Raw genomic sequence first — 13,728 nt, 5'->3', positions numbered from 1 at the left:
CCCAGTGTGCCACCGGCCTCGCCGGTCCGGTCGCTCCCGGGCCGCCCGACCGGGCACACTGGTGGAGATGGTCCCGTGGATCTTCCTCGTGGTCTCCACCCTGGGGGCGATCTTCACCCTGAACGCGTTCCACCCGGTGCGCCGCAACCGGGTGTTCTTCCTGCCCAGCTTCTTCGCGTCATGGCTCACCATCGAGCTGGGCTGGGTGCACATCGTCTGGGAGGCGGTCGCGGTCGTGATCTTCGTCCGGCTGGGCGCCCTGGAGGAATGGCCCGGGTGGCTGGCCCTCGGCGTGACGGGGGTCAACTGGGTCGGGCTGGGGATCATCGTGACCAAGAGCCGCGCCACCGCTCAGCTCGCCGCGACCGCGCTCGCCGGGCTGGGCGAGGACGACCCGGCACCAGGGCACCATCACAAGATCCGCCGTACCCGCAACGTTCCCTACCGGCGGGTCGGGGGCCGCACCATCAAGCTCGACGTGTTCGAGCCGGCCGTGCCGCCCGGTCCGGACGAGCGGCGTCCCGCGATCCTGCAGATCCACGGCGGGGCCTGGGTGATCGGCGACAAGCGTGAGCAGGGTCTCCCCCTGCTCAAGTTCCTGGCGGCACGCGGTTGGGTGGGCTTCAACGCCAACTACCGGCTCAGCCCCGGCGCCACCTGGCCCGACCATCTCGTGGACCTCAAGCACGCGGTGGCCTGGATCCGTGAGCACGCGGACGACTACGGCGTGGATCCCCACTTCCTGGCCGTCACCGGGGGCTCCGCGGGAGGCCACCTGGCCGCCATGCTGGCGCTCACCGCCGGCGACCCTGAGTACCAGGAGGGAATCGAGGACGCGGACACCTCGATCCAGGCCGCCGTCCCCTTCTACGGGGTGTACGACTTCACCAACCGCAACGGCACGATGCCCCCGGAGTTCGTGAGCTGGTTCCTCGAGCCCATGGTGATGAAGCGCTTCCTGGCGGACGAGCCGGAGGCGTTCGCCAAGGCATCACCACTCGACCGGGTGCACCCCGGCGCGCCCCCGTTCTTCATCATCCACGGCGACAACGACACGTTGGCTCCCGTGGAGGACGCGCGGGCGTTCGCGAAGCTCCTGGGTGAGGTCTCGGAGGCCCCGACCTTCTACCTCGAGTTGCACGGCGCGCAGCACGCGTTCGACGTGTTCGGCTCCATCCGCACCCGCCGGGTGCTGCGGGCCGTGTACCGCTTCCTCACCGTCATCCACGAGCGCTACCGCGCCGGCGTGCCACCCGCCCGCATGCGGCCGGCGGAAGCCGAGGTCGCGGCCCCGGGCAGCGACACCGCGGTGGATGCCGTGCGGGTCGACGAGGCGGCCGATGTGGAACGGGCGGCGAGCTGAGGGGACCGGCTCGGTTCAGACCTGCCACTCGAAGAACTGCGTCTCGACCATCATCGGCAACAGGTAGCCCACGTAGAACGAGTGCAGCCGTAGACCGGGGTGCTCCTCGACCTGTGGGTCGATGAGGTCGACCCGCTCGTCCCGAGCGCGATAGGCCCGGGCCCGCTCGTGGATCCGGTGCAGCTCATCGAGCGTCGACACCGCCTGCCCCCAGTGGTCGAGGCGCGGGCAGCGCATCGGCTCGTCCTGCGCGATCAGGAAGACGAACTGGTCGTAGCGGTGTGCCATCAGGACCAACCGGACTCTGTGCTCGGTCATGGTCGGCAGCTCCTGCCACCCGAAGACCTCCCCGTAGAAGTCGCAGATCGCCGCGCAGCCGTCCGCGTCGAGCAGGGTGGGCGGCACGCTCATGGCCACATGGTTGAACCGTGGGGGGTGGGCGGGAACCTCAGCGACCATCGCCGCGCTCCGGCCCGACCTGGTCCTCCGCCGCTTCTCGCTGCCGGGGCAGGAAGAACGGGGCCAGCTCCTCGATGGGGATCACCGGGCCCTGGTAGGAGACCTCGCCGCGGGAGAGCACCACCACCCGGTCGGCGAGGGCCAGCGCGTGCTCCACGTGCTGCTCGACGACGAGCAGGGTGATGCCCTTGCCCTTCAGGCGAGCGAGCTGCTGGTACACCTCGTTCACGATGATCGGGGCGAGTCCCAGTGACAGCTCGTCGACGATGAGCAGCCTGGGCGGGTTCACGAGCACCCGGGCGAGGGCGAGCATCCGTTGCTCGCCCCCCGACAGCGACCCCGCGTGCTGTGCGGCCCGCTCCCCGAGCCGGGGGAACAGCTCGTACGCCTCTTCCACCGCGGCCCGTGCGCCCCGCCGGCCGAACGCTTGGTGGAAGGCCAGCTCCAGGTTCTCCTCGACGGTGAGGGACGCGAACACCGACCGGCCCTCCGGCGCGTGGCTGATGCCGCGCCGAGCGAGCTTGAAGGCCTTCGAGCTCGACACGTCCTCGCCCTCGAAGCGGATCGTGCCCGCCGACGGGTGCAGCAGGCCCGAGCAGACCCGGGCCACCGTGGTCTTGCCGGCCCCGTTGCTGCCGAGCAGCGCCACGGCCTCGCCGGGCTGGACGGTGAACGAGACCCCGAACAGGGCGCGGAACGGACCGTACGCGGCCTCGACCCGGTCGAGCTCGAGGAGGGGCCCGTTCACACCGGGGTCCCCAGGTACGCCTCTCGAACGACGGGGTCGTCGAGCACCTCCCGGGTCGGGCCGGAGGCGATGACGGTGCCGTAGTCAAGGACGTGGAGCCGCTCGGTCACGTCTCGCACCAGGTTGAGATCGTGCTCGACCAGCACGAAGGTCACGCCCCGCTCCCGCCGAGCCCGCACGAGCACGGCCGCCACCTCCGCGGTCTCCAGCCGGTCGAGCCCCGACGACGGTTCGTCCAGGAACAGCAGGCGGGGCTCGGTCATGAGCGCGCGCCCGAGCTCGACCAGCCGGCCCTGGCCGAGGGTGAGGGCCTCGATCGGTCGATCGGCCACGGTCTGCAAGCCGAGCATCGCCAGGATCTCCACCGCCCGGTCGTGCACCTCCGCCGGTGGGCGTCCCCGGGTCATGAGGTCGGTGAGGACGCTCAACCGGCTGGTGGCTGGCTGCGCGGCCACGATCAGGTGATCGAGCACGGACATCCCGGTGAACAGCTCCATCCGCTGGAAGGTGCGGGCGATGCCGAGCCGTGCCCGCCGGTGGGTGGGGAGGCCGGTGACGTCCTGCCCGGCGAAGTACACCCGCCCGGCGTCGGGCCGGAGCAGGCCGTACAGGCAGTTGAACAGAGTGGTCTTGCCGGCGCCGTTCGGCCCGATGAGCCCCACCATCTCGCCCGGCTCCACCACCAGGTCGATCCGGTCGAGGGCTTGGATGCCCGCGAAGCGTTTGGTGATGCCCCGGGCGTCGAGCAAGGGGGGCGCGGCCGCGGTCATCGCCCTGCTCCCACACCCACCGCCGGTACGGCGTCTTCCTGGTGGGGTGGGCGGCCAGCAGCGCTCTCGCCGCGGCGCGCCAGCTTCCGCATCGTCCACTCCAACGAGGCGCGGGTCCGGGCTTCGACGATGCCCTCAGGATGCTTCGCGTAGGTGACCGCACCAAGGCCGAAGAGGATGAAGGCGATGCCCTGGGAGAAGGACTGTGAGACGCCGGCCAGCTCCAGCAGGCGGGGGAAGACCATGAACGCCACCCCCGCGGTGATGGCCGCTTGGATGGATCGCGAACCGAGGGTCACCACCAGCACCACCCACACCAGACCGAAGAAGTACGTGAAGTTCGCGTCGTAGTTGACCCGGCCCTCGAACGAGGCCAGCAGGCCTCCACCGAAGCCCGCGATGCCGGCCGACAGCGAGAAGGCGAGCACCTTGCGGGCGAAGGGATTGATCCCCACGGAGGAGGCGGCGATCTCGCTGCCTCGTACCGCGTCGAGCATCCGGCCGGTCGCGCCGCGCTTCCACGCGAACACGAGGAGGGCGGCGAGGGCGAGCACCGCCAACGCCAGCACGAAGAAGGCCCTGTCGCTCGAGAAGTCCACGGCGCCGATCCGGGGCCGTGGCACCCGGGGTGGGCGGAACCCCCCGCTCACCCAGTCCAGCGGGCGCACCACGTACTCGAACATCAACGCGAAGGCGAGCGTGGCCAGCGCCAGGTAGATCCCACCGAGGCGGAGCGCGGGGAGCGCGATCAACGCCCCGACCAGCGCCGCCACGGCCGCCCCGGCGAACAGCGCGACCAGCACGCTCACCCCGGTCTCCGCCACCAACCGGGCCACGGTGAACGCCCCGACCGCGGCGAAGGTGGCTTGGCAGAGGGAGATCTGGCCGGTGATCCCGGTGAGGATCACGAAGGAGAGGAAGATCGCGCCGAGGATCACCCCCTTTGTGACCACCGAGAGCCAGAAGGCATCGAAGGCCGTCAGGGCGAGGACGCTGGACCCGACGACGAAGACCACCGCGACGCCCCTGGTCGCCAGGGTGAGGGTCCGGTCGCGGATCGCCGCCGGTGGCGCGGGCGGCGGAGGATCGACGCCACCCAGAGGGTCGGTGACCTCCCGGGGTTGGCGCAGGCCCGGCCAGAACAGCAGCAGAAGGAACAGCGCGAGGAACGGCAGCGATGGTCGCAGGCCCTGGGCCAGGACGCTGTCGGAGGGCAGGTAGCCCGCGAGCATCGCCTGCAGCACGCCGAGCAGCAGCCCGCCGAGCAGGGTCAGCGGGATGCTCGACAGCCGCCCGAAGGCGGCCGCGGCCAGCGCGGCGACGAGGAGGGTGAAGAAGTGGACCTCGCTGATCTGTGCGAAGAGGGGAGCGAGCAGCACCCCGGCCAGGCCGGCGAAGAAGCTGGAGAGCATCCACGAGACGCTGCTGACCCGCTCCGCGTTGACGCCGTTGAGCTCGGCCATGCGGGCGCTCTCGACGACGGCCCGCATGCGCAGGCCGAGGTTCGTGGCCCGGAACAGCAGCGTCAGCCCGCCGGCCGCCGCCGCGGTGATGGCGATGGTGGCGAGTTGGTTGGTGTCGAGGCTGTAGTCGCCGAAGCGCAGGACGTAGCTGGAGCGGATGGCACCGGGTGGGTTGAACGCCGATCCCGAGCCGAACCACAGCTTGACGATCTGCGGGATCGCCACCAGCAGGCCGAGCGAGACCACCAGCTTGGGCAGCGTGCCCGCGGAGCGGAGGTGGCGATAGAGGAGGCGATCGAGCAGCAGGCCCAGCCCCGGCCCGATCACCGCCACCGCGACGGCGAGCGCAGCGAGCGAGGGCCAGCCCCGGTTGATCACCAGGTCGTAGTAGACGGCGGCGGAGACGAAGGCCTGGGCGCCGAAGGCCAGGTTGAACACCCCGGAGGTCTTGTAGGTGAGCACGATGCCCGTCGCCATCAGGGCAAACACGCACCCGACCGGGATCCCTCGGATCACGTAGGCCAGGAGCTCGGACATCGGTGCTCCCCGGGCTCGGCGGCGAGGCCGCGCCTAGCCCTTCTCGCCGGCCTTGCGCTCGGGCTGGTCGGGCAGTTGGTCGGCCTCCACGTCGAAGCAGATGAAGGGCCGGCCTGGCTCGCCGTACTGGGGGACGAAGCCGCCGTTGCTGATCTTGGAGATCGCGCCACAGGACACGGGTGAGCGCTGGTCGTGCGCGATCGTCCAGTCCACTCCTGGGATGGCCCCGTCGGCGGTCCAGTGCTCGAAGGAGTTGATGGCGTCGACGACCTTCTTCTGGGTGAACTCGGGACCGGCCGCCACCAGGCCGCGGTAGAAGAGGTCGGCAGCGAGCCAGCCCGACATCGAGAGCTCGCTTCGCGCCCCCCCGGTCTTGTCGATCCACTCGAAGTAGTTCCGCATGCCCTCAGGCTGGTCCTGGACCTCGAAGGGGACGAACCAGGTCAGCACCAGCGAGCCGTCGAGGATGTCGGCGAACTGCCTCGCCAGGTCGGCGTTGTACGCGTTCGGCATGTACTGCACGGCGTCGAGCTGTTGCTTGTCGATCTCCCGGGCGAGGTTCGTCACCCCGTTGAGGTCCATACAGGTGGTGACGAACTGGACCCCGGCCTGCTTCATCTTGCTCACCTGCACGCTGAAGTCGGTGACCCCGTAGCTCAGCGCCAGGTCCTGGAAGGCCACCTCGGCGGTCGGCCACCTCCGGAACGACGCGATGATGCCTTCCGCACACTCCTTGGACTGAGGGACGTTGTAGGCGAGCACCCCGATCTTCGTCGCCCCCGTGTCCTTGGCCAGCCAGGGCACCATCGGTGCCGGGCAGTTGAAGCACAGCTCCCCACCGCGGTCACCGAAGAGGTTGGGAGGGCCGGCCCACTCGGGGTTGATGGTCCACCCGAAGGTCGGGGTGCCCGAAGTGGCGGCGACGTCGGCCCCGGTGAACAGCAGCGTGGCCACCGGGAGGATGGCGAAGACCTTGTCCTGCGAGATGAGAGCCTGCACCTGCTGCTGGTTGTTGGCCACCTGGTCGTCACGCTCGGCGACGAGCTTGAGCTGCCGCCCGTAGATGCCGCCCCGGGAGTTGACCATCTCGAAGTAGGCCCGGACGCCGTCGAACGCGTCCCCGTAGTTGCCACCGAGCGGGTTGCTGACCGACGCCACGCCCCCGACCCGGATCTCGGTGTCGGTGACCCCGGGCTGGTCGACCGGTACCTTCCTGGTCGGGTCGGACGGGCTGGCGGTGCCAGTGGGTGCGTCGCCGCCTCCGTTCCTGGACGAATCGGTCTCGGCGTTGCCGCACGCCGCCGCGACGAGCGCGAGAAGCGCAACCAGCGTGGCGATCCGCTTGGACATCGGCGACCTCCCCCAGCCGAGCGATGCTTCCCCGTGCCTGCCACAGCGTAGCCGGCGAATCTGACGCCCGTGTCAGCAATCCTCCCCGGTGCTGGCCTGCCCGGCTCGATCGTCGAGGAGGTCAGCGGGCGAAGAGTGCTCGATGGACGACGCCGGCGAGGGTAGTCACCATCTGGTCGCGGGTGGCCGCGACCTGCCCCGAGAGCACGAAGTAGTTCAACCGCTCGACCATGGCCACCAGGCCCATGGCGGCGATGGCGGGATCGACGTCGGTGGGTCCGCCGGAGGCATCGATCAGCGCGCTGGCCAGCTCCCCCACCACGTCGGTTCCCAGGCGGCCGACGTCGCTGCCACCGACCTCCGCCTCGGTCCAGGTCCGGATGATGGGGCCGTAGTGCTCGTAGAGCGAGGCGAAGCGATCGAGCCAGGCTTCCAGCTCCGCCAGCCCCTTCTCGTCGGGCGTCACTGGGCCGAGCGATCTCCGCAGGGTGGCGAGCTCGTCCGCCACGTCGGCCACCAACGCCTGGAACAGGTCCTCCTTGTTCGAGAAGTAGAGATAGAAGGTGCCGTGGCTGGTGTGGGCGGCTTTCACGATGTCGTCGACGCGTGCCGCGTGGTAGCCCCGCTTGGCGAAGACCTGGATGCCGGCGTCGAGGAGCTTTCGCATGGTGCGCTGGCCACGGGCGCGCAGCTCGCGTCGGCGGGCGGGCGCGCCGGCGCGCCCGGGTGCGGGCGGGCGCTCGCCGTTGCCGGCCGGGTCGGTGTCCGATGGACGGGTGGTGGCCTTCTTGCGGGTCGGCACGGTGCACGAGGCTAAAGGAACGTGACAAGGGTGTCAGGAACCGCCCCGGAGGACCTGACAACGGTGTCATACAATGGGTGTTCGTGCCGGCCTCCGCCTCCCGATCGGTCCCCGAGCCCGGCCAGGCCGTGCCACCCGCGGGCAACGCGGCCGCGTTGCTCCGCCGCAACCAGGATGATCCGGCGATCGCGTCCCGCCCCGCGGTCCTCTTCGGTGAGCAGGTCTGGACCCACCGGCAGTACGTGGAGGAGTCGCTGCGCTGGGCGGCCCTGTTCCGCCAGCGGTTGCCCGACGGGCGGCCACCCCACGTCGGGGTGCTGCTCGACAACACCCCTGACTACCTGTTCGCTTTCGGTGGCGCCGCCTTCACGGGCGCGGCGGTGGTCGGGCTCAACCACACCCGCCAGGGCGAGCACCTGCGGCGCGACATCGTCCACACCGACATCGGCCTGCTGATCACGGAGCCCACGCACCTGCACCGGCTGGAACCGATCGTGGAGGAGCTGCCGTTCGGGCCTGAGCAGATCCTCGTCTCGTCCCGCTGGCGCCGCCGGGACGACCCCCACCCGGCGCTGGGCAGCGACCTGGAGCGCGTGCTCGACGGTGCGGTGGGCGACGACGACGGGTTCGAACCGGATCCCTCCACGACCTGGGCGCTGATCTTCACCTCCGGCACCTCGGCCGCTCCCAAGGCGGTGATCTGCAGCCAGCGGCGGCTGCTGGTCACCGGGACCCGCCTCGGCCTGCTGCTCGGGCTGGGGCCGGATGACGTGGGCTACGTGAGCATGCCCCTGTTCCACTCCAACGCGGTCATGGTGGGCTGGATGCCTTCGCTCGTGTACGGGTGCGCGGTCGGGCTGGCCCGGAGGTTCACGGCCTCGGGGTGGCTCGCCGACGTGCGCCGCTACCGGGCCACCTACTTCAACTACACCGGCAAACCGCTCGCCTACCTCGTCGCCACTCCCGAGAAGCCCGACGATGCCGACAACCCCTTGCGCATCGCCTTCGGCAACGAAGGATCACCGGAGGTCGTCGAGGCGTTCCGCCGCCGGTTCGGGGTGGCCGAGGTCATCGACGCGTTCGGGGCCACCGAAGGGGGTATCTCCCTCGACCGGGACGGCCCCGTGAAGCCCGGCGCGATGGGGATCGCGCCACCGCACATCAAGATCGTCGACGAGGACGGCAACGAGCTGGCTCCTGCTCGCTTCGACCAGCACGGCCGGCTGGTCAACGCAAGCGACTGCGTGGGTGAGATCGTGAACACCGCGGGCGCAGGACCGTTCGAGGGCTACTACAACAACGACGAGGCCACCGCCGCCACCACCCGCCGGGGCTGGTACTGGAGCGGGGATCTCGGCTACATGGACGAGGACCGCAACGTCTACTTCGCCGGTCGCAACGCGGACTGGATCCGGGTCGACGGGGAGAACTTCCCGGCCGGGCCCATCGAGGCCGCGCTCGGCCGCCATCCCGATGTCGTGCTCGCCAGCGTCTACGGCGTGCCGGACGAGCAGGCGGGCGACCAGGTCATGGCTGCGGTGGTCCTGCGAGAAGGCCGGTCCTTCGACGGCGCGGCCTTCGCCCGGTGGCTGGACTCGCTCGACGACATCGGCCCCAAATGGCGCCCCCGCTACCTGCGCGTGGCGGCGGAGCTGCCCACCACCGGCACCAACAAGGTCGTCAAGCGCACCCTGGTGCACGAGAAGTTCCGACTCGATCGGGTCGGCACCGACCAGCTCTACCGGCGGGAGCGGGGCGAGGAGCGCTACCGGCCCTTCACCGAGAGCGACGAGCGCGACCTGCACCAGCGCTTCGTCCGTGCCGGCCGCGAGCGCTTCTGGGACCTGTAGATGGATCTGGCGTTCACCTCCCAGGAAGCCGCGTTCGCGGCCGAGGTGCGAGCGTGGCTGGCGGCGAACCTGGAGCTGCCCGCGCCGTTCGCCTCGCCGGAGAAGGAGCTCGACTGGGGGCGCGCCTGGCAGGCCAGGATGGCCGCCGACCGGTGGGTGGGCATCTGGTGGCCGGCCGAGTACGGCGGCCGGGACGCCACGCCCGTCGAGGTGGCGCTGTTCAACATGGAGTACGCCCGGGCCGGCGCGCCGCAGCCGGTCAACCGGGTCGGGATCAACCTGGCCGGCCCCACCTTGCTGGCCCACGGCACGGAGGCCCAGAAGCGCCGCTGGCTGCCGGCGATCCTCGACGCCAGCGAGATCTGGTGCCAGCTGTTCTCCGAGCCGGACGCCGGATCGGACCTGGCCGCGCTGTCCACCCGCGCCGAGCCGGTCGACGGAGGGTGGCTGCTCACTGGCCAGAAGGTGTGGACCTCCTACGCGCAGTTCGCCCGCTGGGGCATCTGCCTGGCCCGCACCGACCCCGGCGCTCCCAGGCACCGGGGCATCTCGTACCTGGTGGTGGACATGACCGCCGAGGGGATCGACATCCGCCCTCTGCGGCAGATCACCGGCGAGACCGAGTTCAACGAGGTGTTCCTCGACCGGGTGTTCGTCCCCCAGGAGCAGCTCGTGGGCACGCTGAACGCCGGCTGGGCGGTCGCCAACACCACGCTGGCCCACGAGCGGGGCACCAACTTCCCGTTCAAGGAGCAGGTCGTGCACGAGGTGTACCTCGACCGGCTCTACCGGCAGGCCGCGGCCGACGGCCGGCTCGACTCGGTGGAGGTCGCCGACGCGCTCGCCCAGGTCTTCGTCGAGCTGCGGGTGCTTCGCCTGCACAACTGGCGGACGCTGTCCCGGCTGGGTCGGGGGATCGAGCCCGGAGCCGAGTCGAGCTGGATCAAGCTGGCCTGGAGCGACATGACCCAGCACCTCTCGCAGACCGCGCTCGACGTGGTGGGCGACGCGTCGCCCCTCGAGGGGGAGTGGTCTCGCCAGTGGCTGTGGAGCAAGGCCGCGTCGATCGCGGGGGGAACCTCCGAGATCCAGCGCACGATCATCGCCGAGCGCCTGCTCGGGTTGCCGCGCTCGTAGCCGTGCGATCTTCGACCCTGTGTCGGTCGTCAGTCTGCGGTGAACCCGATGGTTCGGTGGGAGCGGTCGCAGAAGGGCTTGGTGCCTGACCCGCCGCACCGGCACAGGGCGACGTCGTCACCTTCGAGCGGTATCTCGGTGCCGTCACGATCGACCAGACGGATCGGCCCGGTGACCTTGTAGGGGCCGTTCTCGCGGACTTTGATGGTCACTTCGCGGGGGACATCGCTGGCCATGGCCGCCAGACTACGGGGGTGCTCACCGATGCTGCGGGGCCGGGCCCCGTCCGGGGCGAAGCGGCAGCGCCGTGACCTTCGATCCCGCGCCGATCGGGGTGCTCGCACCCATGCCACCCGAGCTGCGGCCACTGGTACGCCGGCTCCGCCTACGGCGCCGGCGCGGGTCGCCCGTCCACACCGGGCAGCTCGGTGGTCTCGATCAGCTCGTCAAGGGCGCGGCCGCGCTGGCGGGGCTGCGTCGGCGGGGGTCACCGCCTGGACATGGACACCACGGGCGTGGCCGAGGTGTGCTCGGCCCGCGGGGTGGGATGGTCGGCATGCCGGGGGATCAGCGACCAGGCACTCGACCCCAGCGTGGACGAGGCGATCCTGGGATTGCTCCGCCCCGACGGTTCCGCGGACCTCGGCCGGGTCGCCGGGCTGATCGGGCGCGAGCCGCGCCGCCTGGTAAGCCTCGTGCGCCTGGGCCGCCAGCTCGCCACGGCCACCGGCGCGGCTGCTCGCACCGCGGCCGCCGCGCTCGGCGCCGCGGCCGCAGCGTCGAGCTGAGGCTGCCGGGATCGAGCGGTGCCGTGCTCGCGGTGGCACTCGGCGTCCTGCGTCGACCCGAGCGCGACGCTCAACCCGCCGGGCGGTTCGTCCGCGGCAGCGGGTTGCCGGTCAGCAGGCACGCGGCCCGCAAGGCCAGCGCAGCCAGGGTGAGGGTGGGGCCGTAGCCTGTCGAGGTGACGAACACCGCCGAGTCGGCGCACAGCAAGTTCTCGATGTCGTGGAACCGGCTCTGCGCGTCCACCACGCTCGTCGTGGGGTCGTCCCCCATGCGGCAGGTGCCCATCACGTGCTTGGAGGCCGGGGCCAGCCCGAGCGGGTTCTGGCGGTCGAGTGCGGTGATCGGTCCGAGAGGCGGCGACGTGGTGCTGAACGACCATTCGGCGCCCGCCCCGAGCAGCACCCGCTCGAGGATCGGGGCGATGTGTGCCGAGGCCACCACCTCGTGGCGGTGGGGACGGTAGGTGGCCCGGCCGGCCGGGCGTCCCCACACGTCGCGGATCGCGGGATCGAGGTCCACCCGGTTGGTCGGTTGGGGGAGGTCCTCACCTTGCATCGTGAACACCCACAGACGGTCCCGCAGGTCGGAGTGGTACATCGACGGGTTGTGGCCCGGGCCGGGCTGGTAGGTCTTGGCCTCGAGCACGGGCCCGGCTGCGGCACCGTGCTCCACGATTCCGCCCCGGATCCACGGCAGGCCGGCTTCCCTCGCCGCCCGACGGGCCTCGCGATCGGGCACCAGATGGTCGTCGTGCAGGTGGGTCACCGAGCGCCCCCGATGCCCGTGAAGACGGAACGGGAAGCCGCCCACGCTGAGGGTCTGCACGTGGTACATCAGGTGACGCCCGACCAGCCCAGAGGAGTTGGCGAGCCCGTTGTGGAGCAGCAGGCGCGGGGTTTCGAACGCGCCGCCGGCCAGCACCACGAACTCGGCGGTGATCGTGTGGCTGTCGCCTGCCGCGTCGAGGTACCGCAGACCGGTGGCTCGCCGCCGCCGGCGATCCACGAGGATGTCGGTCACCACGCACTCCGGGCGGAGCTGACACCGTCCGGTCTGCAACGCCCGGCGAAGCATGGCGATCGGGTCACCCTTGGCGTGGATGGGACAGCCGTAGAGCCCGCAGAACCCGCAGTTGTTGCAGGCCGGCCGCCCGTCGTACGGGACGCTGTTGGCGCCGGTGGGGGCGGGGTAGGGGTGCAGGCCGAGGCGCTCGGCGGCGGCAGTCGAGAGAGTGGCGCCGTACATGTCGGGGCCCGGGGGCATCGGGTACGGGCCAGAGCGCCAGGAGGCGAAGGGGTTCGCGGTGTGGTCGCCCGCGACCCCGATCGAGCGCTCCACCTCGGCGTAGTAGGGCTCGAGGTCGTCGTAGCTGATGGGCCAGTCCTCCACCGCGGCCCCCTCCACGGGGCCGTAGGTGGTGCGCAGCCGAAAGTCCTCCTCCCGGAACCTCGGCAGCTTGCTGTCGGCGTGGACCCCACCTCCTCCGACCGTGCTCGGCAGGTTGTTGACGTCCCCGACCAGCAGGCGCTCACCGTCGTCCTCGTCTCGCCGGTAGGTACGTGGCTCGAGGAGTGGGTCCGGTCCCAGGACGTGGCGGTGGACGAACTTGATCTCGTCGTTGGAGAACACGGTCTTGGGCGCGTACGGCGGCTCCCGCTCGAGGAGGTGGTTGCGGCCCTTCTCGAGCATGATGCAGTCCCAGCCGAACCGGGTGATGGCCTCGGCGAAGGTGGCCCCACCGGGCCCGGAACCGACGATCACCACCCGCGCATCGACGGTCATCGGTCGCCAGCCCCTCCGCCCCGGCCCCCACCCCCGGAACTGTTCATCGTGGCGCGGTCCTGGTCGGCGGATCGGTGAACAGTTCGGGGGAGAGGGAGAGGTCGGGTCACGGTCGGTAGACCTCGGCGTCGGTGTAGCCGCGGGGCTGGGCGTCGCCGGGGAAGCCGATGAACCGCCATCCCACCTGGTCGCGGTTGCCGCCGTAGACCGGATCGCCGTACAGGCCCTCGCACGCGTGCTCGTACAGCAGCGCCTTGAACTCGGGCACCGCGTCGAGCCGGGCATCCTGCTCGGGCCCATCACAGGCGGCGAAGTCGGCGCCGAGTGCTCGCAGGCCGGCCCGGTAGCGCTCCTGCAGGCCGACGACCGGGCCGTTGATCTCCCGCTCGGGGAGGCCCCGGGAGCCTTCGATGCGGGTGCGCCAGGCCAGCTCCTCCAGGGGGGACAGCTCCAGGAACGCCCCGAACCGGGCCTCGCCACCCCAGCGCCCGGAGAACGGCCCGCCGGCCCAGATCCGGGGCGGGTCGAAGGCGAACGCACCCAGCAACTGGTCGATGTAGTCGGCCACACCGGCCCGGGTGGCCCCGGGCGCCCCCAGCTCGGGGTCGGCCGGGAGCAGCCGCTCGCAGGCGGCTGCGACGGCCGCGTACTCGGCGTCGGTGAAGAACACGGGCATGC

At 71.0% G+C, this 13,728-nt stretch carries 13 protein-coding genes; 4 read left to right on the top strand and 9 right to left on the bottom strand.

The genetic code is table 11. The features are described from left to right. The first annotated feature begins 67 nt into the window (after positions 1-67). Entirely contained in the window at positions 68-1,363 is a 1,296-nt protein-coding gene (locus HZF19_RS01790; protein WP_208027024.1) for an alpha/beta hydrolase, read from the top strand. Positions 1,364-1,378: 15 nt separating this feature from the next. Here the strand turns inward: HZF19_RS01790 and HZF19_RS01785 are convergent, their stop codons facing one another. From HZF19_RS01785 to HZF19_RS01760, 6 genes are all read right to left on the bottom strand, one after another. Beyond that, positions 1,379-1,774 carry a hypothetical protein gene (locus HZF19_RS01785; protein WP_208027023.1) on the bottom strand — a complete coding sequence of 132 codons (396 nt, stop codon included), beginning with the start codon at positions 1,772-1,774 and terminating at the stop codon, positions 1,379-1,381. Between the two features lie 37 nt (positions 1,775-1,811). Further along, the gene (locus tag HZF19_RS01780) at positions 1,812-2,570 is read right to left on the bottom strand and encodes an ABC transporter ATP-binding protein (protein ID WP_208027022.1); all 759 of its coding nucleotides are present in this window, start codon (positions 2,568-2,570) and stop codon (positions 1,812-1,814) included. Then, a complete protein-coding gene (locus tag HZF19_RS01775; protein ID WP_208027227.1) occupies positions 2,567-3,340 on the bottom strand; it encodes an ABC transporter ATP-binding protein in 774 nt (257 codons plus the stop codon). The genes HZF19_RS01780 and HZF19_RS01775 overlap by 4 nt, the downstream gene beginning before the upstream one ends. Then, entirely contained in the window at positions 3,337-5,340 is a 2,004-nt protein-coding gene (locus HZF19_RS01770; protein ID WP_208027021.1) for an ABC transporter permease, read from the bottom strand. The genes HZF19_RS01775 and HZF19_RS01770 overlap by 4 nt, the downstream gene beginning before the upstream one ends. Positions 5,341-5,373: 33 nt before the next feature. Beyond that, entirely contained in the window at positions 5,374-6,690 is a 1,317-nt protein-coding gene (locus HZF19_RS01765) for an ABC transporter substrate-binding protein (RefSeq protein WP_208027020.1), read from the bottom strand. A 121-nt stretch (positions 6,691-6,811) separates the two neighbouring features. Continuing rightward, a complete protein-coding gene (locus tag HZF19_RS01760; RefSeq protein WP_208027019.1) occupies positions 6,812-7,492 on the bottom strand; it encodes a TetR/AcrR family transcriptional regulator in 681 nt (226 codons plus the stop codon). An 83-nt stretch (positions 7,493-7,575) separates the two neighbouring features. Here HZF19_RS01760 and HZF19_RS01755 point away from each other — a divergent pair, with 83 nt between their 5' ends. Continuing rightward, positions 7,576-9,342 (top strand): AMP-binding protein, encoded by a 1,767-nt coding sequence (locus HZF19_RS01755; protein WP_208027018.1) that lies wholly within the window; start codon positions 7,576-7,578, stop codon positions 9,340-9,342. Further along, a complete protein-coding gene (locus HZF19_RS01750; RefSeq protein ID WP_208027017.1) occupies positions 9,343-10,479 on the top strand; it encodes an acyl-CoA dehydrogenase family protein in 1,137 nt (378 codons plus the stop codon). Positions 10,480-10,508: 29 nt separating this feature from the next. Here the strand turns inward: HZF19_RS01750 and HZF19_RS01745 are convergent, their stop codons facing one another. Beyond that, positions 10,509-10,715 (bottom strand): CDGSH iron-sulfur domain-containing protein, encoded by a 207-nt coding sequence (locus HZF19_RS01745; RefSeq protein WP_208027016.1) that lies wholly within the window; start codon positions 10,713-10,715, stop codon positions 10,509-10,511. A 264-nt stretch (positions 10,716-10,979) separates the two neighbouring features. Between HZF19_RS01745 and HZF19_RS01740 the strand changes: the two genes are divergently transcribed. After that, entirely contained in the window at positions 10,980-11,267 is a 288-nt protein-coding gene (locus HZF19_RS01740; protein WP_208027015.1) for a nucleoside phosphorylase-I family protein, read from the top strand. Between the two features lie 70 nt (positions 11,268-11,337). Here HZF19_RS01740 and HZF19_RS01735 read toward each other — a convergent pair whose 3' ends face one another. Further along, positions 11,338-13,050 carry a GMC oxidoreductase gene (locus tag HZF19_RS01735; protein WP_208027014.1) on the bottom strand — a complete coding sequence of 571 codons (1,713 nt, stop codon included), beginning with the start codon at positions 13,048-13,050 and terminating at the stop codon, positions 11,338-11,340. Positions 13,051-13,156: 106 nt separating this feature from the next. Further along, positions 13,157-13,726: a gluconate 2-dehydrogenase subunit 3 family protein gene (locus tag HZF19_RS01730; protein ID WP_208027013.1), complete on the bottom strand. Its 570-nt coding sequence runs from the start codon at positions 13,724-13,726 to the stop codon at positions 13,157-13,159. Between the last annotated feature and the right edge of the window lie 2 nt (positions 13,727-13,728).

The sequence above is a fragment of the Rhabdothermincola sediminis genome, from assembly GCF_014805525.1.
GTDB lineage: Bacteria > Actinomycetota > Acidimicrobiia > Acidimicrobiales > Acidimicrobilacustridaceae > Rhabdothermincola > Rhabdothermincola sediminis.
This window is presented reverse-complemented; position numbering and strand designations above follow the sequence as displayed.

What these genes read in the sequence shown, in the direction of transcription:
- HZF19_RS01735 (WP_208027014.1), bottom strand. Translation starts at nt 13,050, where the DNA reads ATGACCGTCGATGCGCGGGTGGTGATCGTCGGTTCCGGGCCCGGTGGG.
- HZF19_RS01790 (WP_208027024.1), top strand. Translation starts at nt 68, where the DNA reads ATGGTCCCGTGGATCTTCCTCGTGGTCTCCACCCTGGGGGCGATCTTC.
- HZF19_RS01775 (WP_208027227.1), bottom strand. Translation starts at nt 3,340, where the DNA reads ATGACCGCGGCCGCGCCCCCCTTGCTCGACGCCCGGGGCATCACCAAA.
- HZF19_RS01770 (WP_208027021.1), bottom strand. Translation starts at nt 5,340, where the DNA reads ATGTCCGAGCTCCTGGCCTACGTGATCCGAGGGATCCCGGTCGGGTGC.
- HZF19_RS01765 (WP_208027020.1), bottom strand. Translation starts at nt 6,690, where the DNA reads ATGTCCAAGCGGATCGCCACGCTGGTTGCGCTTCTCGCGCTCGTCGCG.
- HZF19_RS01785 (WP_208027023.1), bottom strand. Translation starts at nt 1,774, where the DNA reads ATGAGCGTGCCGCCCACCCTGCTCGACGCGGACGGCTGCGCGGCGATC.
- HZF19_RS01750 (WP_208027017.1), top strand. Translation starts at nt 9,343, where the DNA reads ATGGATCTGGCGTTCACCTCCCAGGAAGCCGCGTTCGCGGCCGAGGTG.
- HZF19_RS01745 (WP_208027016.1), bottom strand. Translation starts at nt 10,715, where the DNA reads ATGGCCAGCGATGTCCCCCGCGAAGTGACCATCAAAGTCCGCGAGAAC.
- HZF19_RS01740 (WP_208027015.1), top strand. Translation starts at nt 10,980, where the DNA reads ATGGACACCACGGGCGTGGCCGAGGTGTGCTCGGCCCGCGGGGTGGGA.
- HZF19_RS01730 (WP_208027013.1), bottom strand. Translation starts at nt 13,726, where the DNA reads ATGCCCGTGTTCTTCACCGACGCCGAGTACGCGGCCGTCGCAGCCGCC.